Source organism: Nonomuraea fastidiosa, from assembly GCF_042751225.1.
GTDB lineage: Bacteria > Actinomycetota > Actinomycetes > Streptosporangiales > Streptosporangiaceae > Nonomuraea > Nonomuraea fastidiosa.
Genome location: NZ_CP170570.1, coordinates 2,856,524 through 2,879,585, shown reverse-complemented (window position 1 = coordinate 2,879,585; position 23,062 = coordinate 2,856,524). Strand labels below are relative to the sequence as shown.

The 23,062-nt window shown below is 71.5% G+C and carries 23 protein-coding genes and 2 pseudogenes; 12 read left to right on the top strand and 13 right to left on the bottom strand.

What is annotated here, in order from left to right:
- Positions 1-32: 32 nt before the first annotated feature.
- The 8 genes from ACFMQL_RS13035 to hypE are packed head-to-tail and all read left to right on the top strand — an operon-like array spanning position 33 to position 5,842.
- On the top strand, positions 33-1,826 hold the full coding sequence (locus tag ACFMQL_RS13035; RefSeq protein ID WP_378785796.1) for a nickel-dependent hydrogenase large subunit: 1,794 nt from the start codon (positions 33-35) through the stop codon (positions 1,824-1,826).
- Positions 1,819-2,250 (top strand): hypothetical protein, encoded by a 432-nt coding sequence (locus tag ACFMQL_RS13030; RefSeq protein ID WP_378785795.1) that lies wholly within the window; start codon positions 1,819-1,821, stop codon positions 2,248-2,250. The genes ACFMQL_RS13035 and ACFMQL_RS13030 overlap by 8 nt, the downstream gene beginning before the upstream one ends.
- Positions 2,247-2,909: a DUF5947 family protein gene (locus tag ACFMQL_RS13025; protein ID WP_378785794.1), complete on the top strand. Its 663-nt coding sequence runs from the start codon at positions 2,247-2,249 to the stop codon at positions 2,907-2,909. The genes ACFMQL_RS13030 and ACFMQL_RS13025 overlap by 4 nt, the downstream gene beginning before the upstream one ends.
- A gap of 10 nt (positions 2,910-2,919) precedes the next feature.
- Positions 2,920-3,129: a hypothetical protein gene (locus ACFMQL_RS13020; RefSeq protein WP_364064231.1), complete on the top strand. Its 210-nt coding sequence runs from the start codon at positions 2,920-2,922 to the stop codon at positions 3,127-3,129.
- 24 nt (positions 3,130-3,153) lie between these two features.
- Positions 3,154-3,264 carry a DUF6893 family small protein gene (locus ACFMQL_RS13015; RefSeq protein ID WP_378785793.1) on the top strand — a complete coding sequence of 37 codons (111 nt, stop codon included), beginning with the start codon at positions 3,154-3,156 and terminating at the stop codon, positions 3,262-3,264.
- An 18-nt stretch (positions 3,265-3,282) separates the two neighbouring features.
- Complete coding sequence (locus tag ACFMQL_RS13010) at positions 3,283-3,555, top strand: HypC/HybG/HupF family hydrogenase formation chaperone (protein ID WP_364064228.1); 273 nt, start codon at positions 3,283-3,285, stop codon at positions 3,553-3,555.
- An 11-nt stretch (positions 3,556-3,566) separates the two neighbouring features.
- Positions 3,567-4,706 carry a hydrogenase formation protein HypD gene (gene hypD, locus ACFMQL_RS13005; protein ID WP_364064226.1) on the top strand — a complete coding sequence of 380 codons (1,140 nt, stop codon included), beginning with the start codon at positions 3,567-3,569 and terminating at the stop codon, positions 4,704-4,706.
- On the top strand, positions 4,703-5,842 hold the full coding sequence (gene hypE, locus ACFMQL_RS13000; protein WP_364064223.1) for a hydrogenase expression/formation protein HypE: 1,140 nt from the start codon (positions 4,703-4,705) through the stop codon (positions 5,840-5,842). Before hypD ends, hypE begins: the two co-directional genes overlap by 4 nt.
- 82 nt (positions 5,843-5,924) lie before the next feature.
- Here hypE and hypF read toward each other — a convergent pair whose 3' ends face one another.
- From hypF to ACFMQL_RS12950, 10 genes are all read right to left on the bottom strand, one after another.
- On the bottom strand, positions 5,925-8,207 hold the full coding sequence (gene hypF / locus ACFMQL_RS12995) for a carbamoyltransferase HypF (protein ID WP_378785792.1): 2,283 nt from the start codon (positions 8,205-8,207) through the stop codon (positions 5,925-5,927).
- 6 nt (positions 8,208-8,213) lie between these two features.
- Positions 8,214-8,882: an SIS domain-containing protein gene (locus ACFMQL_RS12990; RefSeq protein ID WP_378785791.1), complete on the bottom strand. Its 669-nt coding sequence runs from the start codon at positions 8,880-8,882 to the stop codon at positions 8,214-8,216.
- Complete coding sequence (locus ACFMQL_RS12985; protein ID WP_364064214.1) at positions 8,879-9,142, bottom strand: HypC/HybG/HupF family hydrogenase formation chaperone; 264 nt, start codon at positions 9,140-9,142, stop codon at positions 8,879-8,881. Before ACFMQL_RS12985 ends, ACFMQL_RS12990 begins: the two co-directional genes overlap by 4 nt.
- The gene (locus tag ACFMQL_RS12980) at positions 9,139-9,732 is read right to left on the bottom strand and encodes an SIS domain-containing protein (protein ID WP_364064211.1); all 594 of its coding nucleotides are present in this window, start codon (positions 9,730-9,732) and stop codon (positions 9,139-9,141) included. Before ACFMQL_RS12980 ends, ACFMQL_RS12985 begins: the two co-directional genes overlap by 4 nt.
- Positions 9,711-10,127 (bottom strand): helix-turn-helix transcriptional regulator, encoded by a 417-nt coding sequence (locus ACFMQL_RS12975; RefSeq protein WP_364064209.1) that lies wholly within the window; start codon positions 10,125-10,127, stop codon positions 9,711-9,713. Before ACFMQL_RS12975 ends, ACFMQL_RS12980 begins: the two co-directional genes overlap by 22 nt.
- Positions 10,128-10,252: 125 nt before the next feature.
- Entirely contained in the window at positions 10,253-11,410 is a 1,158-nt protein-coding gene (locus tag ACFMQL_RS12970) for an alpha/beta hydrolase (protein WP_364064206.1), read from the bottom strand.
- A 12-nt stretch (positions 11,411-11,422) separates the two neighbouring features.
- On the bottom strand, positions 11,423-12,844 hold the full coding sequence (locus tag ACFMQL_RS12965; protein ID WP_378785790.1) for a S41 family peptidase: 1,422 nt from the start codon (positions 12,842-12,844) through the stop codon (positions 11,423-11,425).
- Positions 12,841-13,887, bottom strand: a complete 1,047-nt coding sequence (locus ACFMQL_RS12960; RefSeq protein ID WP_364064202.1) for an ABC transporter permease — start codon at positions 13,885-13,887, stop codon at positions 12,841-12,843. The genes ACFMQL_RS12965 and ACFMQL_RS12960 overlap by 4 nt, the downstream gene beginning before the upstream one ends.
- Positions 13,887-14,774, bottom strand: a complete 888-nt coding sequence (locus ACFMQL_RS12955) for an ABC transporter ATP-binding protein (RefSeq protein WP_378785789.1) — start codon at positions 14,772-14,774, stop codon at positions 13,887-13,889. Before ACFMQL_RS12955 ends, ACFMQL_RS12960 begins: the two co-directional genes overlap by 1 nt.
- 268 nt (positions 14,775-15,042) lie before the next feature.
- On the bottom strand, positions 15,043-16,863 hold the full coding sequence (locus ACFMQL_RS12950) for a glycoside hydrolase family 2 protein (protein WP_378785788.1): 1,821 nt from the start codon (positions 16,861-16,863) through the stop codon (positions 15,043-15,045).
- Between the two features lie 320 nt (positions 16,864-17,183).
- On the opposite strand from ACFMQL_RS12950, the gene ACFMQL_RS12945 reads away from it, so the two are divergent.
- From ACFMQL_RS12945 to ACFMQL_RS12935, 3 genes are read left to right on the top strand one after another with little or no spacing between them, the layout of a single operon-like run.
- Positions 17,184-18,341: an extracellular solute-binding protein gene (locus ACFMQL_RS12945; RefSeq protein ID WP_364064192.1), complete on the top strand. Its 1,158-nt coding sequence runs from the start codon at positions 17,184-17,186 to the stop codon at positions 18,339-18,341.
- Positions 18,338-19,261: a carbohydrate ABC transporter permease gene (locus tag ACFMQL_RS12940; RefSeq protein ID WP_378785787.1), complete on the top strand. Its 924-nt coding sequence runs from the start codon at positions 18,338-18,340 to the stop codon at positions 19,259-19,261. The genes ACFMQL_RS12945 and ACFMQL_RS12940 overlap by 4 nt, the downstream gene beginning before the upstream one ends.
- Positions 19,258-20,088, top strand: coding sequence for a carbohydrate ABC transporter permease (locus ACFMQL_RS12935; protein ID WP_364064186.1), 831 nt, complete (start codon positions 19,258-19,260; stop codon positions 20,086-20,088). Before ACFMQL_RS12940 ends, ACFMQL_RS12935 begins: the two co-directional genes overlap by 4 nt.
- A 6-nt stretch (positions 20,089-20,094) precedes the next feature.
- On the opposite strand, the pseudogene ACFMQL_RS12930 reads toward ACFMQL_RS12935, so the two are convergent.
- The 3 genes and pseudogenes from ACFMQL_RS12930 to ACFMQL_RS12920 form a co-directional block, all read right to left on the bottom strand.
- A pseudogene (locus ACFMQL_RS12930) lies at positions 20,095-20,436 on the bottom strand (substrate-binding domain-containing protein); the annotation flags it as partial.
- A gap of 61 nt (positions 20,437-20,497) precedes the next feature.
- Positions 20,498-21,085 (bottom strand): annotated as a pseudogene (locus tag ACFMQL_RS12925) (LacI family DNA-binding transcriptional regulator); the annotation flags it as partial.
- A 204-nt stretch (positions 21,086-21,289) separates the two neighbouring features.
- On the bottom strand, positions 21,290-22,171 hold the full coding sequence (locus tag ACFMQL_RS12920; RefSeq protein ID WP_364064180.1) for a helix-turn-helix transcriptional regulator: 882 nt from the start codon (positions 22,169-22,171) through the stop codon (positions 21,290-21,292).
- 134 nt (positions 22,172-22,305) lie between these two features.
- Between ACFMQL_RS12920 and ACFMQL_RS12915 the strand changes: the two genes are divergently transcribed.
- Positions 22,306-23,049: an SDR family NAD(P)-dependent oxidoreductase gene (locus ACFMQL_RS12915; protein WP_364064177.1), complete on the top strand. Its 744-nt coding sequence runs from the start codon at positions 22,306-22,308 to the stop codon at positions 23,047-23,049.
- The last annotated feature ends 13 nt before the right edge of the window (positions 23,050-23,062 follow it).

Below are 23,062 nucleotides of genomic sequence, written 5' to 3'. Positions count from 1 at the left end.
GCCGGCGAGCACGAGGAAGGAAAGCACGGCCGATGGCCATCGAGCAGCAGGAGAAAGCAGCGCACAAGCCGGGGACGCTCGTCGACATGTCCTGGGACCCGATCACCAGGATCATCGGCAACCTCGGCATCTACACCAAGATCGACTTCGAGAACCAGCGCGTGGTGGAGTGCCACAGCACGTCCTCGCTGTTCCGCGGCTACTCGGTGTTCATGAAGGGCAAGGACCCGCGGGACGCCGGGTTCATCACCAGCCGCATCTGCGGCATCTGCGGCGACAACCACACGACGTGCTCGGTCTACGCGCAGAACATGGCGTACGGGATCAAGACCCCGAAGCTCGCCGAGTGGATCATCAACCTCGGCGAGGCCGCCGAGTACATGTTCGACCACACGCTCTTCCAGGACAACCTGGTCTTCGTCGACTTCTGCGAGGCTATGGTCAAGGGCACCAACCCGAGCGTGCTGCAGCGGGCCGAGACCACCGACGCGCCGAACGCCGGCATCCACGGCAGGCGCACGATCGCCGACATCATGCGGGCGTTCAACCCGTTCGAGGGCGAGGCGTACAAGGAGGCGCTGACCGTCAGCCGCGTCACGCGCGAGATGTTCTGCCTGATGGAGGGCAGGCACGTGCACCCGTCGACGGTCTATCCGGGCGGCGTCGGCACGATGCCGTCGCCGTCAGTCTTCACCGACTACCTGTCGCGGCTGATGAACATCATCGACTTCATCAAGAAGGCCGTGGCGCTCAACGACGACGTCTTCGACTTCTTCTACCAGGCGCTGCCCGGCTACGAGGAGGTCGGCCGGCGCCGGGTGCTGCTCGGCTGCTGGGGCGCCTTCCAGGACCCCGACGTGGTCGACTACCGCTACGACACGATGAACGAGTGGGGCAAGGCGATGTACGTCACCCCCGGCATCGTCGTGGACGGCGAGCTCATCACGACCAACCTCGTCGACATCAACCTCGGCATCCGCATCCTGCTCGGCAGCTCCTACTACGAGGACTGGGTGAACGAGGAGCCGTTCGTCACCCACGACCCGCTCGGCAACCCGGTGGACATGCGCCACCCGTGGAACCAGACCACGCTGCCCGCCCCGCAGAAGCGGGACTTCGACGGCAAGTACAGCTGGGTGATGAGCCCGCGCTGGTTCGACCAGCGCACCGGCGACCACCTGGCGCTGGACACCGGCGGCGGGCCGTTCGCGCGGCTCTACACCACCGCGCTGGCCGGGCTGGTGGACACGCCGTATGTGAAGTCGACCGGCTCCAGCGTGCAGATCAACCTGCCGAAGGGGCCCGAGCTGCCCGAGGTCACGCTGGAGTGGCGGATCCCGCAGTGGTCCAACGCCATCGAGCGCAACCGCGCCCGCGTCTATTTCGTCGCGTACGCCGCCGCCATGGCCGTGTACTTCATCGAGCGGGCGATGCAGCGGGTGCGCAGCGGCGACACCAAGGTGTTCCAGGACTTCGACGTGCCGGACCAGGCCATCGGCGTGGGCTTCCACGAGGCGGTGCGCGGCGTGCTCTCGCACCACCTGGTGATCGAGAAGGGCAAGATCGCCAACTATCACCCGTACCCGCCGACGCCGTGGAACGGCAGCCCGCGCGACCACTACGGCACGCCGGGCCCGTACGAGGACGCCGTCCAGGACATGCCGATCTTCGAGGAGAACGGGCCCGAGAACTTCAAGGGCGTGGACATCATGCGGGCGGTGCGCAGCTTCGACCCGTGCCTGCCCTGCGGTGTCCACATGTACCTCGGCAAGGGGCGTACGGTGCGCAAGCTGCACTCGCCGATGTTCGGCGGCGGGCATGACTGAGCAGCGGCCGGAGAGGCTGGACGAGCGGGCCGTCGCCGGGCGGCTGGAGCTGCTCGAGGAGCTGCTGAACGAGCTGGAGTCGGCCCAGGGGCCCACCGCCGAGCTGGCGCTCGACGCGATCGCCACGCTCGCCGGGGTGTACGGGGAGGCGCTCGCCCGCGTCGTGGACCGGGTCACCGCGGCCTCGCCCGAGCTGGGCGCGTCGCTGGCTGATGACGTGCTGCTCGCGCACCTGTTCGTGCTGCACGGGGTGACCGTGGGTCAGGGTTCTGCGGGGGAGCGGGAGACGGCGTTCATCCCGCTCGACGCGCTCGCCCGCCGCCCCGCCGCCTCTGAGACAGGCCCGCTCGCCCGCCGCCCCGCCGCCTCTGAGACAGGCCCGCTCGCCCGCCACCCCGCCGCCTCCTCAGGGACGGCCCCATGAGCGGTCCCGCTCCCGGCCTCACGCCCGGCGTAGCGCCCGGCCTCCAATCCGGCTGCACGTCCGGTCCCGCGACCGCGCTCGGGCGGGTGATGGAGCGGCCGGTAGCCCGCAGGCGGGCCGCCGAGCCATGCGAGCTGTGCGGCGAGCCGCTGCCCGGCGAGCACGCCCACCTGCTGGAGGAGCGCAAGGACCTGCTGCTGTGCGCCTGCCGCGCCTGCGCGCTGCTGTTCGAGCATGGAGAGGGCGCGCCGGGGCGGTTCCTGCTGGTGCCCGATCGGCGGCTGCGCCTGGCCGGGCCGTCGCCGTCCGAGCTGGGCGTGCCCGTGGGCCTGGCGTTCTTCGTCCGCGGCTCCGGCGGCACGGTGGTCGCGCACTACCCGAGCCCGGCCGGCGCCACCCGCTGGGAGGTGGAGGCCGACGCCTGGGACCGGCTCGCGAGCCGCCACGCGGAGCTGGCGTCGATGCGCCCGGCGGTGGAGGCGTTCCTGGTCGCGATGGTGCGCGGCATGGACGAGCGCTGGCTGGTGCCGATCGACGACTGCCACCGGCTCGTCGCGCTGGTCCGCCGCGAGTGGACGGGCATGTCCGGCGGGCAGCGCCTCTGGGACCGCATCGCGGCCTTCTTCGCGGAACTCGATGAAGCCGTACCCGACCGATGAGGAGGACGACATGGCACGCATTCGCGTAGGCGAGCCCGACGTGCAGCCCGACACGCCCTCGCACGTCAAAGGCGTGCGGCAGGGCAACGCGACGGGCAACTACCGCCGCCAGCGCGGCCACCGCAAGGACGGCACCGCCGACGCGCGGCGCTCCACGGGCGTACGCCCACGCAAGGAGAACCCGATCGTGTCGGGCATGCCGAACCTCTCACCCAGCTAGCGCGAGAGGAGGTGAAAGGCCGACATGCGGCAGCTAGGCAAGTGGCTGGCCCTGTTCGCAGGGGCCGCGATCATCACGATGGTCTGGCGGGAACTGCCCGCCATCAAGCGCTACATCACCATGCGACGGATGTGAAAGGAAACGAGGCGGCCGATGTGCCTGGGCATTCCCGGCGAGATCGTCGAACTCATCCCCGGACAGCCCGAACTCGCCAAGGTCGAGGTCGCGGGCGTCCGCCGGGTCATCAACGTCGGGTTGGTCGACCAGGACGGCATACGTCCCGGCGAATGGGTGCTCGTGCACGTCGGCTTCGCCATGTCCAAGATCGACGAGCGGGAGGCGGCGGCCACGCTGGAGCTCCTGCGCGGTCTCGGGCAGGCGTACACCGATGAGCTCGAAGCGCTCGCGGAATCCGACATCACCTGAGAGGCGGGACAGTGCGGTTCGTCGATGAGTACCGCGACGCCGGCGAGGCCAGGAGGCTGGCCGCGCGCATCCGGGACCTGTGCGAGCCCGGACGGCGCTACACCTTCATGGAGGTGTGCGGCGGTCACACGCACACGATCTACAAGCACGGGCTAGAGGACTACCTGCCCGAGTCGGTGTCGCTGGTGCACGGCCCCGGCTGCCCGGTCTGCGTCATCCCGATGGGACGGGTGGACGACGCGATCGCCATCGCCCGAGAGCCCGGCGTGATCATGACGTCGTTCGGCGACATGATGCGGGTGCCCGGCGGGCAGGGCTCGTTCTTCGACGCCAAGGCCGCGGGCGCGGACGTCCGCATGGTGTACTCGCCGCTGGACGCGCTCAAGATCGCCCGGCAGAACCCGGACCGCACGGTCGTCTTCATGGCCATCGGGTTCGAGACCACCGCGCCGTCCACGGCGATGACCGTGCTGCGCGCCGAGGCCGAGGGCATCGGCAACTTCGCGGTCTTCTGCAACCACGTGACGATCATCCCGGCGATCAAGGCCATCCTGGACTCGCCGGACCTGCGCCTCGACGGCTTCATCGGGCCGGGCCACGTCTCCACGGTCATCGGCTGCCGGCCGTACGAGTTCATCGCCCGCGACTACGGCAGGCCGCTGGTGTGCGCGGGGTTCGAGCCGCTCGACGTGCTGCAGTCGGTGTACATGCTGCTGCAACAGCTCGCCGACGGCCGGGCCGAGGTGGAGAACCAGTACACGCGGGTGGTGCCGTGGGACGGCAACCGGCGGGCGCTGTCGGCCATCTCCCGGGTGATGGAGCTGCGGCCGCACTTCGAGTGGCGCGGGCTGGGCTTCATCGCGAACTCCGCGCTGCGGATGCGGGAGGCGTACGCGCGCTACGACGCCGAGACGCGTTTCTCCGTGCCTGGCGTACGGGTGGCCGACCCCAAGGCGTGCCAGTGCGGCGAGGTGCTGAAGGGCGTGCTGAAGCCGTGGGAGTGCAAGGTGTTCGGCACCGCCTGCACGCCGGAGACGCCCATCGGCACCTGCATGGTGTCGTCGGAGGGCGCCTGCGCCGCGTACTACAACTTCGGCCGCTTCACCCGCAGGCGCGAGCCCGTGCCGGTGACCCTGGGGAGCCGCACATGAGCGACAGGGTCCCCACCACGGCGGCGTGGGCCGAACGGGCGCTGGCCGAGTCCGGCCGTCACGAGCCCGCCTCCCGCGAGGAGCAAGTCCTCGAACGGATCGAACGTGCCCGCAACCGCAAGCCGAAGATCACCGAGGAGCGGGTGACGCTGGCGCACGGCGCGGGCGGCAAGGCGTCAAGGACGCTGATCGAGGCCGTCTTCGTGGACGCCTTCAGCAACCCGGCGCTGCGGCCGCTGGACGACGGCGCGACGCTCGACCTCGGCACCGGCCGGCTGGTGTTCACGACCGACGCGTACGTGGTCTCCCCGCTGTTCTTCCCCGGCGGCGACATCGGCGATCTCGCGGTCAACGGCACCGTCAACGACCTGGCGGTCTGCGGGGCCAGGCCGATGGCGCTGTCGGCGGCGTTCGTCCTGGAGGAGGGCTTCCCGATCGCCGACCTGCGCAGGATCGCCGCCTCGATGGCCGCCGCCGCCGAGCGGGCCGGGGTGCGGGTGGTCACCGGCGACACCAAGGTGGTCCAGCGCGGCAAGGCCGACGGCTGCTACGTCACCACGGCCGGCGTCGGCGTGCTCGATCGGCCGGTCACGCTGGGCGAGCCGCAGGTCAGGCCGGGCGACGCGGTGATCGTGTCGGGGCCGATCGGCGAGCACGGCATCACCGTCATGATCGCCAGGGGCGACCTGGACATCGAGGCGGACCTGACCTCCGACACCGCGCCCGTGCACGACGCCGTCGCGGCGCTGCTCGACGCGGTACCGGTGCGGATGGTGCGCGACGCCACCAGGGGCGGGGTCGCGACCGTGCTGAACGAGGTCGCGCGCGGCGCGGGCGTGGCCGTGACGGTGGACGAGCGCGCCGTTCCCGTCCGCCCGATCGTGAGCGGCGCCTGCGAGCTGCTCGGCCTTGACCCGCTGTACGTGGCGTGCGAGGGCAGGTTCGTGGCCGTGGTGGACGGCGAGCACGCCGAGGCCGCGGTGGCGGCACTGCATGCTCACCCGGTGTGCGAGGGCGCGGCGGTGGTGGGCTCGATCGAGCCCGGACCGGCCGGGATGGTGCTGCTCAACACCGCCTTCGGCGGCACCAGGATCGTGGACATGCTGGTCGGCGACCCGCTGCCGCGCATCTGCTGACGCTGTAAGAGAAGACTCGCTGACGCCGTACAAGAAGACTCGCTGGGCCGTACGGGAGATCCGCTGTGGCCGTACGGGAAGATCAACGGCGGTCGTCGGCCGCGGCGACGACCGCCTGCCCGAGCGCGATGCCGCCGTCGCCCGGCGGCACCCGGGAGTGCGTCAGCACCCGGAAGCGCGCGCGTTCCAGGCCCGACACCATGGCCTCAAGCAGCACCATGTTCTGGAAGACACCGCCGGACAGCGCCACCGTGCGCAGCCCGGTCTCCTCGCCCAGCACCTCGACCGCGCGCACCACCGCATCGGCCAGCCCGCGATGGAAGCGCGCGGCGATCCGCCCCGCGTCCACCCCCGCCGCGGCGTCCTCGGCCGCCGCCGCGACCAGGTCGCCCGCCGCGATGACCAGAGGGTCGCCCGCCACCAGCCGGACGGGGTACGCGCCCCGCTCCCCGGCGTCCACCCTGGCCTCAAGCTCGGCGGCCGCCTGCCCCTCGTACCCGATCACGTCGCAGACGCCCGCGACCGCCGCGACCGCGTCGAACAGCCGCCCGGCGCTGGAGGTGAGCGGCGCGTTCAACCCCGTTCGCGCCATCTGGACGACCGCCGGCCACAGGTCCCGATGCCGCTCGGTCAACGCCGGGACATTCCCGTGCACGCGGTCGAGCCAGGCCGCCGCCATCCGCCACGGCTGCCGCACCGCCGCCGCGCCGCCCGGCATCGGCACCGTCTCCAGATGCCCCGCCCGCCGGAAGGAGGCGAGGTCGGCGACCAGCAGCTCGCCGCCCCACAGCGTGCCGTCGGTGCCCAGGCCGAGCCCGTCGAACGCCACCCCGATGACCGGCCCGCCGTGACCGTGCTCGGCCAGGCAGGAGGCGATGTGCGCGTGATGGTGCTGCACGCCGACCAGGTCCACGGCCTCGCGCTCGCGGGCGTACGCGGTGGACAGGTACTCCGGGTGCAGGTCGTGGGCGACCACGGCGGGGCGTACGCCGAAGAGCCGGCAGAAGCGCTCGACGCCCTCGGTGAAGCAGCGCAGCGTCTCGTAGCTCTCCAGGTCGCCGATGTGCTGCGACAGGAACGCCTGGTTCCCCTTGGCCACGCAGAAGGTGTTCTTGAGCTGGGCGCCGCAGGCCAGCACGTGGCGGGGGAAGCGCCAGGGCACGGCGATGGGGGCGGGCGCGTACCCTCTGGACCGGCGCAACGTCAGCGCGCGCCCGCGGAAGGCGCGCACCAGGGAGTCGTCCGCGGGGGCCTCGATGCGCCGGTCGTGCACGAGGAAGCCGTCGGCCACGCCCGCCAGCCGCCGCAGCGCCTCCTCGTCGCGGTAGGCGATCGGCTCGTCGGTGAGGTTGCCGCTGGTCAGCACGTACGGCGCGGACAGGCGGTCGGAGAGCAGGTGGTGCAGCGGCGTGTACGGCAGCATCACCCCGAGATCCCGCGCCCCCGGCGCCACCGCGTCGGCCACCGGCGCACCGGGGCGGCGCGGAGCCAGCACGATCGGGCGGCTCGTGCCGGTGAGCAGCCGCTCGGCCGCCTGGTCCAGGTGGATCAGCGTCCCCGCCGCCGCGACGTCCGCCGCCATCACCGCGAACGGCCGCCGCTCGCGGCGCTTGCGTGCCCGCAGCGCGGCCACGGCGGCCTCGTCGGCGGCGAGCACGGCGAGGTGGTAGCCGCCCAGCCCCTTGACCGCCACGACCCGCCCCGACTCCAGCCACCGGGCCGCCACCTCGATCGGGTCGCCGTCCACCGGCCGGCCGTCCGCGTCGAGGGCGCGCAGCGCGGGACCGCACGCGGGGCAGCACACCGGCTGGGCATGGAAGCGCCGGTCGGCGGGGTCGGCGTACTCGCGCGCGCAGGCGGCGCACATCGCGAAGCCGGCCATCGTCGTCGCGCACCGGTCGTACGGCACGCCGGTGACGATGGTGAAGCGCGGCCCGCAGTCGGTGCAGTTGGCGAACGCGTACCGGTAGCGGCGGTCACCGGGGTCGCGCAGCTCGCGCAGGCAGGCGGCGCACGTCCCCGCGTCCGGCGACACCAGCGCCACGCCCGCAGCGGGCCCCGCGCCGGACAGGGAACGCCGGCTGGGCACGATGCGGAAACCCGGCTCTCCGACGGGCTCGGCGGGCTCCACTCGTACGCGCTCGACCTGGGCGAGCGGCGGCGCCTTGCCGGTCAGCCCGGCGGTGAACGCCTCCAGCACGCCGGGCTCGCCCTCGGCCTCGATGAACACCCCGCCCGGGTCGTTGCCGACGAACCCCGACACCCCGTACGTACCGGCCAGACCGCACACGAACGGCCGGAACCCCACGCCCTGTACCAGCCCCTCGACCCGCACCCGGATGCGGCGCGTCCTCGCCTCGGACATCGGCCGTCACGTCTCGCCGGTCAGCACCCGCTGGGTCAGCTCCCACAGCACGTGGCAGAGGGTGATCTGCGCCTCCTGGATGCGGTGCACGGACGCCGACGGCACCACGAACAGGTACGACACCCGGTCGTCCTGCGCCATCGGCCCGCCGTCGTACCCGGCCAGGCCGACGGTGAGCATGCCGAGCCTGGACGCCTGCGCCATCGCGTTGAGCACGTTGGCCGAGCCGCCGCTGGTGGACAGCCCCATGGCCACGTCGCCGCGGCGGCCAAGCGCGGCGAGCTGCCGGGCGAAGACCAGCTCGTACCCGACGTCGTTCGACAGCGCCGTGAGCAGCGCGACGTCCTGGGCCAGCGGGATCGCGGCGACCGCGCGCCTTCGTGCCGGTGGTGCGGTGAAGAGCTGCGCGATCGCCTGGGCGTCGGTGCTGCTGCCGCCGTTGCCGAACGCGAACAGCCGCCCGCCCGCCTCGAACGCCGCCGCCATCGCCCGCGCGCACGCCACCAGCCGCTCGCCGTGCAGATCGATGAGCGACCTGCGCAGCTCGACGATCTCGGCGGCCTTTCTCCGCGTGGACGCGCACAGGTCCGCGACGACGGCCTCCCGATCGGTGGGCGCGGGCGCGAGGAACGGATAAAGCGCCTCGATCCCGCCGGGCTCGCCGACCGTGCTCACGGCCGCCTCCTCGCGATGGCCTCCTTGGCGTGCACGAGCACGACGTCGCCGGGCCGCGCGTCCACCAGCGCCACGCTGACCTCCTCCTCGGTCCCCGCCTCTGTCTCGACCAGCGCCAGGTCGTCGCCGAGCAGCCGCAGCACGCGCACCGGCACGGCCACGTCGGAGCAGGTGACGCAGACCTCGTCGCCGCAGTGGCCCGTCATCGTCGGCTCGGGAGGCCGGTCGGCCGGTCCCGTGCGCTCGGCCGGCTCCGTCATCGGGCCGCCTCCAGCTCGTAGAAGACGTGCACCAGCTCCCACAGCACGTGATAGATCGTCATGTGCACCTCTTTGACGATCAGCGGGTCGTCGGAGTGTACGGCGAGCACGTGGTCCGCCTCGGGATCCGCCTGCCCGCCGGTGAGCGCCACCGTGAGCAGCCCCAGCTCGCGCGCCGCCGCCAGCCCTTCGCGTACGGCGGCGCAGTCGCCATCCGCCGAGAGGCCGAGCGCGATGTCGCGCGGCCCGGCCAGCAGTCTGAGCTGGGCGGCGAAGATCTCGTCCAGGCTCCGGGTGCGGGCGATCTCCGTGGTCACGGCCATGTCGGTGGCCAGGGAGACGGCGGGCAGCGCCGGCTTGCCCACGACGACCGGATGCGCGAACTCGACGGCGACGTGCTGCGCGTCCGCCACCGACCCGCCGGTGCCGAACACCAGCAGCGTGCCGCCGTCGCGGAACCGCTCCGCCATCTCCTGGCAGGCGCGGACGATCCGCTCGGAGTCCTCGCCGAGGGCGGTGGCCGGTGCGGTCCGCCGCTCGATCGCGGCGGACACGGCGGTCATGGCGATCATGTCAGGGGCCGTGCCCACGACGCCTCCTCCCACTCTTCGCGTCCGGCAGGGGAACGCTCGGAAAGCTCGGGGCCGCCCGCTTCGCCGCTGATCCGCGTCCACCTGTCCAGGCAGGTCTCCAGCAGCCCGCGTACCTCGGTCAGCCGCCGCATCCACGCCTGCAGCTCGGCCATGCCGCCGGTGGTCAGCTCGTAGCGCCTGCGCGCGGGGCCCGCCTCCGATGCGACCCAGTCGGAGGCCAGGTGGCCGGCGCGTTCGAGCGAGCGCAGCGCGCGATAGACCTGGCCGGGCTCGGCGTCGGACGCCCCCAGCCGGGCCAGCCGTTCGATCAGGTCGTACCCGTGACCCGGCCGCTCGCAGATGAGCAGCAGCAGGAACGGAGCGAGCAGACCGCGGACGTCACTGCCCGACATCGTCCCCCTCCTTCGCCACGGTCGTCAGGACAGGACGCTAGGCCGCCGCACGCCACGGGCAGGGGCGGCGCGTCCGGCGTTTGCCCGGATCTTCGCCGTACGCAGGCCGAGAATTGCCCAGCGGCTCAGGATCCCCCGCAGGCCGAGGGACAGAACCGCACCTCGGGGAAGCGCGGCGACGGCTCGTCCAGGAGCGGCTGCGGCCTCCCCTTCAGGTGCCGGTCGAGGAACGCGGCCACGTACGTACGGGTGATCTCGGCGGCGCGGGCGGCGGGCAGGACGGCGGCGGGTTCGACGCCGAGCGCGTCGCCCAGCAGCGGCGCGTCCGTGAACGACGCGTGCTCGGCCCCGGTCACCACGAGCCACCGCTTCCACCCGCCCAGCAGCTTCCAGTCGCGATCCCACGAGGTGTCGCGGCCCCCTGAGGCGTGCTGCGGCGAGCCCAGGAACATGAACGGCCGGGAGAAGCCCTTGGGGATCCTGGCGTAGGTGGTGCCGTCCATGTCGATCCCGGCACGTACCCGGGAGTCCTTCGCCATGGCGGCCAGAGCGCTCGCGCCGCCGATCGACTGCCCGACCATGGCGATCCTGGAGCGGTCGATCCGTTCTCCGCCCTTCCACGCCGTGGGGAGCCGGTCGAGCACGAAGGAGACGTCGGCCGCCCGGCCCGCCACCACGCCCGTGCCGAAGCCGGGGTCGGTGTCGCTGTCGCAGGCCAGGCATTCGGCGATGCGCCCGTCGGCGAGTGTCGTGGCGTGGCTCTCGTACGCGTGGTCGATGCCGGCCACCACGTACCCGCGGGCGGCCAGGTCCTCGGCGAGCGAGGTGAGCGTGCTGACCGGGTTGGTGAAGCCGGGGGAGAGCACGACCAGCGGCAGCCGCCTGCCCGCGGGCCGGGCGTTCTCGATGGCGTGGGTGCGGGTCCCGCTCAGCAGGTCCGCCGGCACGCCCGCGATCCGCCTGCCCTTGAGCAGCAGCTCCGCCTCCTTCCGCGTCATGTACGGCGCGCGCCGCCCGTCACCGCGCTCGGCCGGGTACCACAGGGTGACCTTCAGCTCCCTGGCCTCGGCGTCGAGGTTCCACGGGTCGGGGCGGGAGGCGTCCTTGAGATGCAGGACCGTGCTGCCGACCGGATGCCCGCCGGTGGGGGCGGGCAGTTCGGCGGGTGCGCTCGGAGCGGTCGGCCGGGCGGCGGATCGGGGCGGCGCGGGCCCAGAGCAGGCGGACACGGCGAGCACGGCGAGCACAGCGAGCACGGCCGGTCCGGCCGGCAGACGTCTCATCGGGAGGTCCTCTCACTCGTGCAGCAAGGTCAGGGCCTTGTCCAGGGCGGGGTCGCGCCCGGCGGCCGCGTCCTGCGGGGTCAGGGGCACGTGGTGGTCGGGGGCCACGCCGACCTTGTCGATCACCTCGCGGTTCGGGCCCAGGTGATGCCTGCTGGGGAAGGCGAGCGTGGTGTTGTCGCGCAGCAGGTAGCTCTGCGCAGGGCCGGAGATGGCCCCGGCAGTCCTGGTGCCGACCAGCGTGCCCGCGCGCAGGTCCTTGATCGCTGAGCTGAAGTGCTCGCACGCCGACGCACAGCCGCGGTCGGTGAGCACCGCAAGCGGCAGCCCGACCGGCTCCACGGTGTCGTCGGTACGCGAGGCCGAGCACGCGCCGTCCACCGTGCACTGGTAGGCGGTGACCTTGCCGTGCACGAACGCGCTCACCAGCCGGACCGCCTCCACGGGGCTGCCGCCGCCGTTGCCCCGCAGGTCCAGCACGACGCCGTGCAGCGTTCTGCCCTCGCGCAGCCTGGCGATCGCCCGCAGCACCCGGTCGGCGGAGTCGGGGGCGAACCCGCGCATCCGCACGTAGGCGACGTCGCCGTCCACCAGCTTCGACCGCACCACCTGCAGGTCGGCCGGGTCCTGCGGGAACAGGCCGGGCTTGAGCGTCACGCTCCAGCGGCGGCCGGTGCTCGGCCGGTGCAGCCGCAGCCGGACCGGCCGCGCGTCCGGATACCGCGGATACAGCCCGGCGATCGCAGGGCCGGCCTTGCCGTCGATGAAGGGCGCCGAGTCGTTGACCGACTCGATGACGTCGCCGGGACGCAGCCCCGCCTTCCGCGCCGCGCCGCCCAGTACGGCGGTGACGAACAGCGGGGGCACGGCGGTCTCCGCGCTGCCGGTCGCCTGGGGGCGGGTGACGTTCGCTTCGAGGCCCAGGCCGTAGCCGTCGCCGTCGTAGGCGTCGGGCGGACGTTCGACGCCGTGCGTCCAGCGGGCGTGATCGTCCCCGAGCGCGGCCACGATGGCCTCCAGGGTGACGACCGCCAGCCGGTCGCGGAGGTCGTCCGGCACCTGGCCGGTGACCCTTCTGTAGGTGGTCTCGAAGGCGGTCCAGTCGGCTTTCCTGTCGCCGGTCAGCGCCGGCATGGTGGCGTCGGGCACGTCGCGCCCGTTCCGGATGATCTCCTGCGTCAGCGCGGCGAACCCGGCGGTCAGCAGCGTGCGCGCGTCCAGGGTGGCACCGGCGTAGTAGTTGCCGAGGATGCAGAAGTACGCCTGCTCGATCACGTCGATCGTGGTGGCCGTCTCCGGCCCCGGCTGTCCTTGGGGCGGCGCGCAGACCGTACCGGAAGCCGCGTTCGCGTGGCTGCGGGGCGGCGCGGGAGTCGTGCAGGCCATCGCGAGCAGGAGCGCGAGCCCGGCCGTTGCGGTTCTGACGGCGGTCATGACGTACGCCTGCGGACCCACCGGAAGGCCCACCAGGTCAGGCCGAGCGTGAGCAGGGCGTAGATGCCCGTCTCGATCCACTGGAACGGCCAGAAGCGCTCAAGCGGCTGGTACGTCGCCCGCTGCCGGTAGCCGAGCCGGTTGATCTCGGCCATGCAGGTGCCGGCCACCGGAGATCCCCCCGGCGCGCAGGGCCCCGAGGTCGTGGAGACCGGGACGGCCGCCTCGCCGCCGTCGGAGATCGTCCGTCCCGACGGGTCGATCAGCTCGTTCGACAGCACCCAGGCGCCCGCCTGCCCCGGCACGGCCGACCTCAGCAGGACCCGCACGGGCCCGCCGCCCCCGCGCTGGATGGCGAGGCTGTCCACGTTCTCCAGGCCGAGCTCCGAGGTCGCCACGGCCGGGGGCATCAGGTGCGGGCGGACCAGCAGCGGCATGCCGAGCTGGAGCGCGGCGAAGACGGCCAGCGTGAGCGCCATGGCGGGCAGCGTCCGGCGCGCCATCATGCCGGCCGTCGTGCCCAGGACGAACGCGAACGCCGCGTACCCCATCGGCGCGATGCCGCGCGCCCCGAACACCAGCGGAGCCATCAGCGCCAGGTTCTCCGATGCCGACTCGTCCAGAGGACCCGACCACCAGGTCACCATGAGCCCGCACAGACCGGCGGCGGCCACCGCGATCAGGCCGGTGAGCCCGAGCTTGACCGCCAGCCAGCGGCGGCGGGTGATGCTCTGGTTCCACACCAGCAGATGCGTGCCCGCCTCCAGCTCGCGGGCCACCAGCGGCGCACCCCAGAACAGCCCGATCAGCGCCGGCAGCACCAGCACTACGAGGCTCACCGCCAGGAACTCCAGCTCGTACGAGCCGAAGAACTCGTTGTAGAAGTCGGCGCAGGTGCCCTGACGGGTGCACTCGGCGATCCCGGAGGCGTAGCGGCCGGCCAGGCCGGGGCCGGTCGCGACCAGGACGGCGGCGAGCACCGCGAGCGCGGCGGCCGTCACCGCGACCGAGCCGCGCAGTTGCCGCCAGGTCAGCCAGATCATCACCGCACCTCCAGCGCTGCGGGCCGGTGGCCGCTCGCCTGCTCGTCCATGTAGGCGAGGACGAGGTCCTCCAGGCCGAGCCGGGTGACCGTCCACGCGGGGTCGAGGACCGGGTCTTCGGTGCGGATCACGTACGTGCTCTGCCGCTCGGTGTGCCGCGCCGAGACCACGTCCTGGCCTGCGGGCAGCCGGCCGGGATCGCGGCGCGGCCCGGTGATCCGGAAATGGGTGGCCAGCAGCTCATCGACCTCCCCGGCCACCCGCACCCGCGAGCCTGCCAGCACGATCAGGTAGTCGCAGATGCGTTCAAGATCGGAGACCAGGTGCGAGGAGAGCACCACGCTGAACCGCTGCTCGGCCGCGGCCTCCATCAGGCCCTGCAGGAACTCGCGGCGGGCCAGCGGATCGAGCGCGGCCACGGGCTCGTCCAGGATCAGCAGGTCGGGCCGCTTGGCCAGGCCCAACGTGAGCGCGAGCTGCGCGCGCTGGCCGCCCGACAGCCTGCCCGCCCGATGCGCGGGGTCGAGACCGAGCCGCGCCACCCGCTCCCGCGCCAGCTCCTGATCCCAGCGTGGATTGAGCCTGGCACCGAGCCGCAGATGATCCTCGACGGTCAGGCCCCCGTAGACCGGGGTGTCCTGGGCCACGAACCCCACCCTGGCCAGCTGCGCCGGCGTGCTCGCCGGCCGGCCGCCGAGCACCGAGATCGCGCCCGCCGACGGTTCGAGCTGCCCGCAGGCCAGCTTCAGCAGCGTGGACTTGCCGGCCCCGTTGGGGCCCACCAGCCCGACGACGTGTCCGGCGGGGACGTCGAGTGTGCAGTCGCGCAGCGCCCAGCGCCTGCCGTACCTCCTGCCCAGGCCCTGGGCTCGCAGAACGGAAGTCACGCCATGTCCTCCTGTACGCCGGTGGTGCGGATGGCCGACTTTCTCCATTCATCTAATGTCCTAGTACATTAGACCGCTCAGCGTCAGAGGCGCATAAAAGAAAGAAGGGCTGAGGTGCACCACCTCAGCCCTTGGAAACCCGCTTACTCGGACGGCCGGGACCCACGACCTCTGGAGAGAGGTCCGCCCGCCTGGCACGCCATCGGAAGCGCTGGACTCGGCCAGGGCAGCCCGGGGCGGAGTCCGTCCCAGGGCTGATCGCGTCCGGTCAGCCTTCGGAAGCCGTGCGCTCGTACGCGGCCTCGCGGGTCTGCGCCGCGCGCACGCGCGACACGTCGAGCTTCGTCGACCGGTCGAACCGGTAGATGCCGTTCTCCTCCTGGAACACGTCGGTGAGCTGCGTGTAGCAGTAGCCGAACATGTCAGGGTCGTCGAGCAGCACCCCGGTCAGCCCGGCGAAGCGCTCGTGGAACTCCTCCTCGGTCCGCACCCGCTGGCCGTAGCCCCAGGAGGTCGAGCGGTCGGCGGCCTGCTCGGTGCCGGCGAGCTCGGGGTTCCACCAGATGCCGCCGTACTCGCTGACGAAGTACGGCTGCCCCCGGTACGGCACCGAGATCGGCCGGCCCTCGATGTCGTTGACGTACGGCTGGTCCTTGCTCAGGCCGCTGAGCTGCTCGGCGAACGCCTCGGGCTCCTGCTCGTAGTTGTGGGAGTCGTACACGTCGGTCTCGGGCACCCGGTGGCTGTAGCCGGAGGCGTCGATGACCGGGCGCGTGGGGTCGGCGAGCTTGGTCGCGAGGAACATGCCGCGCGTGACGTCGTCGAGGTGGGTGAGGTGGTCGTGGATCACCTGGCCGGTCTCGTTGAGCGGGCACCAGCCGATGATCGACGGGTGCGACACGTCGCGCTCCAGCACTTCGAGCCACTGGGTGACGAACGAGGCGGTGTGCTTGTGCTCGCCCTCGGCGTGGGAGCCCCAGTCGCCGAACTCGCCCCACACCAGGTAGCCGAGGCGGTCGGCGTGGTAGAGGAAGCGCTCCTCGAAGACCTTCTGGTGCAGCCGCGCGCCGTTGAACCCGGCCGCGAGGCTCAGCTCGATGTCGCGCAGCAGGGCCTCGTCGCTGGGCGCGGTCATGAGGCCGTCGGGGTAGTAGCCCTGGTCGAGCACGAGCCGCTGGAAGACGGGCTTGCCGTTGATGAGCAGCCGCTTGCCGTCGATCGACACCGAGCGCAGGCCCGCGTAGCTGTCCACGGCGTCGATGACCGCGCCGGCGGCGTCGAGCAGCTCGATCTTCACGTCGTAGAGGAACCCGTCGCCCGGCTCCCACAGCCGTACCCGGCCGGCGGGCAGCTCCAGCCGTACGGTGGGGGAGAGGTCGATGTCGGCGCGCACGGTGCCGGCGACGACCACGCCGTCCGGGTCGGAGACCGTGACGCGCACGGAGTTGCCCGGCCGGTTGGCCGACAGCGGGGCCACGACGGTGAACGCCGAGCCGGCGACGTCCGGCGTGATCCGGGGGCGGCGCAGGTGCACGTCGGGCACCGGCTCCAGCCACACGGTCTGCCAGATCCCGGTCGTGCGGGTGTAGAGGCACTCGTAGTTGTGGTAGCGGGTGGACTGCTTGCCGCGCGCCTGCGGGCCGTGACGGGAGTCGCGGGCGCGCACGACGATCGTGGCCTCCTCGCCTGGCCGCGCCACGCCCGACAGGTCGGCGGTGAAGGGGGAGAAGCCGCCGCGGTGGCGCACCACCTCCACGCCGTTCACCCACACCGTGGCGTCATGGTCGACCGCGCCGAAGTGCAGCAGCGTGCGGCGTCCTGCCCACTCGGCGGGGATCGTCACCGTCCGGCGGTACCACACGGCGGGCATGAAGTCGGTGTTCCCGATGCCGGACAGCTCCGACTCGGGCGCGTACGGCACGGTGATCGTCCCGGCGAGGTCGCGCTCGCGCAATCCGCGCTCCAGCCCGGTGTCGCCGGCGTCGATCTCGAACTGCCAGGGGCCGTTCAGATTGAGCCAGTCCGGGCGGACCATCTGCGGGCGCGGGTATTCCGCGCGGGGGACGTCGGGGGCAACGGAACTCGGCATCTGGCAACCTCGGCAATCCCGGCACGCGGGCGGATCAGGCCTTTTACTACGTAGCAAAGAGGTCTTTTGCTACGTAGCAAAGTGTGCCACACTCCCTCCAACCGGAGTCAACATCCGGTCACCCCGAGCTGTGAGGGCGGCCGGATTTTCGCGAGGAACCACGTATGAACGAGTGGACCCATTCCCGCCTCTCCCGGCGCAGAATGCTGCAAGCCGCAGGAATTACCGCACTTCTGGCCGGCTGTGGCACGGGGATCGCCGGCCGGGATCCCCGGGAAATCGTCTTCTGGCACCTGCTCGGCGGCGGAGACGGCGAACGCATGGCCGAGATCCTGACCGGTATCGACAACAGCTGGGACGCCGCCCGCATCAAACCGGTCGTCCTCGCCTGGGGGCCTCCCTACTACACCAAACTCTCCATGGCCGCGGCCGGCGGGCGCGCCCCCGACCTCGCGATCGTGCACATGTCGCGGCTCGCCGGCTTCGCCCCGGGCGGCCTGCTCGACCCTTGGGACCTCAACCGGCTGGCCCGCTACGGGATCACCGAGCAGACGTTCACCGCCTCGGCCTGGCAGAGCTCCATCGTCAACGGCAAGGTCTACGCGATCGCGCTGGATTCGCACGCGTTCATCTCGTTCTACAACGCCACCCTGGCGAAGAAGGCCGGCGTGCTGGACTCGCAGGGCAAGCTGCCGGAGATCAAGAGCCTGGACGACCTGAAGCGGCTCGGCAAAGAGTTCAAGCGGGTCACCGGCAAGCCGTACGGCATCGCGTACGGATATCTCGGTGACGGTAGCCAGCTCTGGCGACTTTTCTGGACTTTCTACTCGATGCACGGCGCCACGTTCGACCTGCAGGGCGACCGCTTCACGTACGACGCCGAGGCGTTCGGCGACTCCATCGAGACCATGCGCAAACTCGTGGACGGCGAGGTCGCCTCCAGGAGCGCCGAGGGCGGGACCGCCAACTCCTCCTTCATCAACGGCGAGTCCGGTCTCATCTTCTCCGGGGTGTGGGACCTGCCGCAGTTCCAGAAGGCGGACTTCGAGCTCGGCGCGATGCCGATCCCGAACCTGTTCGGCACCGGGATCAAGGCGGCCTGGGGCGACTCGCACACGTTCGTGCTTCCGCACCAGTCGCAGCCCGACGAGGCCAAACGCGAGCTGGCCTATGAGGCGGTGGCGAGAATCCTCAAGGCATCGCTGCCGTGGGGCGGCGCCGGGCACACGCCCGCCTACCTGCCCGTCGTCAACAGCCCCGAGTTCAAGACGATGCGGCCCAACAGCGACTACGCCGAGACCGCGTCGTACCTGAAGTACGACCCGCCGTCGTCGTTCACCGGAGGCGGCTCCGGCTTCCAGAACCAGTTCGGCAACTCGTTCCAGAACGTGATGCTCGGCCAGACCTCGGTCAAGGACGCCATCGCCGACTTCGCCGAGCGCGTCAATGTCCTCATGTCCAAGGCGGTGCAGCGATGACGTCGATCACTTTGCCCAAGGGCGCCGTCGCCGACGCCTCCAAGACCGCCACGAAGGTCGCGCGGAGCAAGGTCGGGCTGCTCTGGGTGGCTCCGTTCTTCGTGTTCTTCGTGCTCTTCCTGGTCTGGCCCACCGTCTACGGCTTCTGGATGAGCTTCACGAACCGGGACCTCGCCGCGGGCGGGCAGCCGGACATCGTCGGGCTCTCCAACTACGCCGAGGCGCTCACCGACCCGATGGTGTGGAAGACGTTCGGCAATACGGTGCTGTTCACCGTGCTCACCACGATCCCGCTGGTGGTGGTGGCGCTCGCCGCCGCGCTGCTGGTCAACATGGGGCTGCCGGGGCAGTGGGTGTGGCGGATGTCGTTCTTCCTGCCGTACCTGCTGGCCTCGACCGTGGTCAGCAAGTTCTGGGGCTGGCTCTACAACCCCGAGCTCGGGCTGATCAACACCGTGCTCGGCCGGCTGGGGTTCGAGAACCAGGCGTGGCTGCAGGATCCGGACACCGCCATGCCGGCGATCGCGGCCACCACGACCTGGTGGACGCTGGGCTTCAACTTCCTGCTCTACCTGGCCGCGCTGCAGAACATCCCCGCCACCGTCTACGAGGCGGCCGCGATCGACGGGGCGGGCAAGTGGCGGCAGCTCTTCTCCATCACGCTGCCGCTGCTGCGCAACATCACCGGGCTGATCCTGGTGCTCCAGGTGCTGGCCTCGCTCAAGGTCTTCGACCAGATCTACCAGATGACCGGCGGCGGGCCCGACGACTCGACCCGCTCGATCCTGATGTACATCTTCGACTCGGGCTTCACCGGCTACCGGCTCGGCTACGCCTCGGCGATCTCGTACGTCTTCTTCGCCATCATCCTCGTCCTGTCGCTGCTCCAGCTGCGGTTCGCCCGGAGGTCCGACTCATGAAAAGCAGCAACGCCGGGCGCGTCGTGGCCTTCGTGGTCCTCGCGCTGTTCAGCCTCCTGATGCTGACGCCGTTCCTGTGGGCGGTGAACACCTCGTTCAAGTCGGAGGCCGACGCGAGCGCCGCGCCCGTGACGATCCTGCCCGAGCACGGCTACACCTTCGAGATCTACTCCTACATCTTCCGGCTCGGCGAGATCCCCACCTGGATGATCAACAGCCTCATCGTGGCGACCGGCGTCACGCTCATCACGCTGGTGATCTCCACAATGGCCGGCTACGCCTTCTCCCGGCTGGACTTCACCGGGCGGAAGCTCCTGCTCGGCGTCACCGTCGCGTCGATCATGATCCCGGGCACGATCTTCATCGTGCCGCTGTTCGACGAGATGCTGGCCTTCAACATGGTGGACACGTACTGGGGGATCATCCTGCCGCAGGTGGTCGCGCCGGTCATGGTGTTCGTGCTCAAGCGCTTCTTCGACAGCATCCCGCGGGAGCTGGAGGACGCCGCCCGGGTCGACGGGGCCGGGTCGGTCCGCATCTTCCTCAGCATCGTGCTGCCGCTGTCGCGGCCGATCATCGCGGCGGTGTCGATCTTCACATTCGTCGGCGCGTGGAACAACTTCCTATGGCCGTACATCGTGGCGAACGATCCCGACCTCATGACCCTGCCGGTCGGCCTGCAGACCGTCACCACCGGCTACGGCGTCGTCTTCGCGCAGAACATGGCGGGCGCGGTCATGGCCGCGCTGCCGCTCATCGTGGTGTTCCTGTTCTTCCAGCGGCAGATCATCAGGGGCATCGCCACCACCGGCCTCGGCGGCCAGTAGACCGGCTCACCGGCTGGACTCGCGCACCTGGAGGCTGAAGTCGACCGTGACGCGCGAGCCCAGCCCGCTGGGCTTGCCGGTGATCTGCTCGTGCAGCATGGCCACCGCGTTGGAGGCCAGCGCCTCCACGTCGGGGGCCACGGACGTCAGCGACGGCGTCGAGTAGCGGGCCTCCTCGACGTCGTCGAAGCCGACCACCGCGACGTCCTCCGGCACCCGCACGCCGCGCTCGGCGAGCGCGCGGAGCGCGCCGAGCGCCAGCGAGTCGTTCATCGCGAAGATCGCATCCGGCATGGGCAGGCCCGCGCTCAGGTGCTCCTCCACCGCCTGCCAGGCCCACCTTACGGCTCCAGTCGCCGCCCACCAGCAGCTCGTCCGGCACCTCCAGGCCCGCCTCGGCGAGCCCGTCGAGGAAGCCCTGGACGCGCATCCGGGCCGTGATGTGCACGTGCGGCCGGTAGCCGAGCACCATCGGCCGCCGCCGCCCGCCGGCCACCAAGTGCCGGGCCACCGCGAGCGAGGCCTCCCGGTTGGGGATCCCGACGTGGTGGATCGGACCCTCCAGCACCTCGTCGCCCACCAGCACGATCGGGTAGCCGGGGCGGCGCCGGCGGCCGTCGCCCGGCCGCAGCGCCACGGCCGACATGATCGCGCCGTCGGTGAGCTGGTTGAGCTCGCCGCTCAGCACCTTCAGCTCGCGCTCGCGGTCGGACTCGGTCAGCTCGATCAGCACCGTGTAGCCGAGCGGCTCGGCCGCGCGCACGACCTGCTCGGCCAGCTCGGCGAAATAGCGCGCGCGGAACTCGGGCACGACGAGCGCGATCAGCCCCGTACGGGCCGCGCGAAGGCTGCGCGCCGCCGCGTTGGGCACGTAGCCGAGCGCCTCCATGGCAGCCAGGACGCGCTGGCGCGTCTCCGGGCGGACGTAGGGGTAGTTGTTGACCACGTTGGAGACCGTGCGCTGGGAGACCCCCGCGGCGCGAGCCACGTCGTGCATGCTGACGGCCATCAGCGCCGCGCTCTGCCCGAAGTGGTTGCCATGGCGCTCATCGTAGTGTCGGCAACCGGACGTTCCCATCGATTATTCGCCGACCCCAACGCCTCATGACACCGGCCGCCCCGTGCTGTCCGCCGCCACCGGGCGGAGCCCGTTCGAGGCGTCCACTTGGCACCCGCGAAGAGACCGCTTGCTGAAAGACCGTCAGTTCGGCCGCCGAGACCCACGACTCTGGAGAGAGGTCCGCCCGCCTGACCCGCTGTCAGAAGCACTGGACTCGGCCAGGGAAGCGAGAATGTGGAGCTTCTCGGCGCTCTCACTGCCCTCATCGGCGTAGTAGAGGACGAGGAGCACCCCATCGACCGGCAGCTTCTCGCGATGCAGATGGAGCGTGCCGACCATCGGATGGTTCACCACGGCGGTGCCGCCTTCGAGGCGTCGCACGTCGTGGCGGGCCCACAGCGTACGGAAACGAGCGCTGGCCAGCGAGAGCTCGCCGACGAGCTCCACCACGCGCGCGTCGTCGGTGTCCTCCCCGATCGACTGGCGGAACGCCCCCACGAACTCCTCGGTGGCCCTTTCCCAGTCGGCGTGGAACTCGCGCTCCTCGGGATCCAGCAGCAGGGACCGCAGCCGGTTCTCACCCGGCCTCAACCGCGGTGACAGGGCGAGGGCGAGCGCGTTGGAGGCGAGGACGTCGTACGCGCGGCCCTCGATGAACGCCGGCACCCCGATGGTGGCGAGCAGGTGATGCAGCCGGGCGGGCACCCGTTCGGCCCGCCGGCGCCGCGGGGCCGCCGGCCGCGGCGGCGCGGCCAGGTCGAGCAGGTACTGCTGCTCCACCTCGTCGAGATGGAGGACGCGCGCCAGCGCCGTGAGGACCTGGACGGACGGATGCTTGTCGCGCCCGCGCTCCAGCCGCATGTAGTAGTCGGCGCTGATCCCGGCCAGCATCGCGACCTCCTCGCGCCGCAGCCCGGGCACCCGGCGGTTGGGCCCGGCCGGGATGCCGGCCCGCTCCGGCGTGACGAGCGCCCGCCGGGCACGCAGGTACTCGCCGAGCCGGTTGGCCTTCTCCCCGTCCATGACGTTCAGGCTAGCGAGCGGCGCCCGGCGGAGAGGGGGCCCTGCCTGACCCCAGGAACACCAGGGTCCTTCCGCGCTCGCGCACCCGCGACGACCGTGGGAAGCAGATCGGACACCAGGAAAGAGGTCAAGCCATGGACATCAGCGGCCGTACCGTCTTCATCGCGGGAGGCACGTACGGGATCGGGCGCGGGCTGGCGCAGCGCTTCATCGACGCCGGCAGCACCGTCGTCGTCGGCGGGCGCGACATCGACCGGGTCGAGGGCGTCGAGGCCGTACGGATCGACGTGACCGACCCCGCCTCCATCGCCGCCGCCCGCGACGAGGTGCTCGCCAAGCACCCCGACCTCGACGTGCTCGTCACCATGGCGGGCGTCATGCTCGCCGAGGACCTCCGCGACCCGGCCCACATCGCTCAGGCCGAGACCACGATCGCGGTCAACCTCCTCGGCACCATCCGGGTCATCGACGCCTTCACCCCGCACCTCCTCGGCCGCGGCGCCGGGGACATCATCACCGTCACCTCCGGCATCGCGTTCATGCCGTTCCCCCTGATGCCGACGTACGGCGCCACCAAGGCCGGCGTGCACTCGTACACCGAGTCCCTGCGCGCCCAGCTCGCCGGCACCGGCATCCACGTCACCGAGCTCATCCCGCCCGCCGTCGCCACCTCCGACCAGCAGGCCAAGCTCAACCCCGCCGCGCTCCCCCTCGACGGCTACCTCGACGAGGCCGTCGGCCTGCTCACCCAGAACCCGACCCCGAACGAGATCATCGTCGAGCGCGCCCTGCCCCTGCGCTGGGCCGAACGGGACGGCACCTACGCCGAGCTCCTCGCCCGCCGCTCCGAATCCCTCAAGAACCTCCCCGGCCGCTGACCCCAGCACCGGG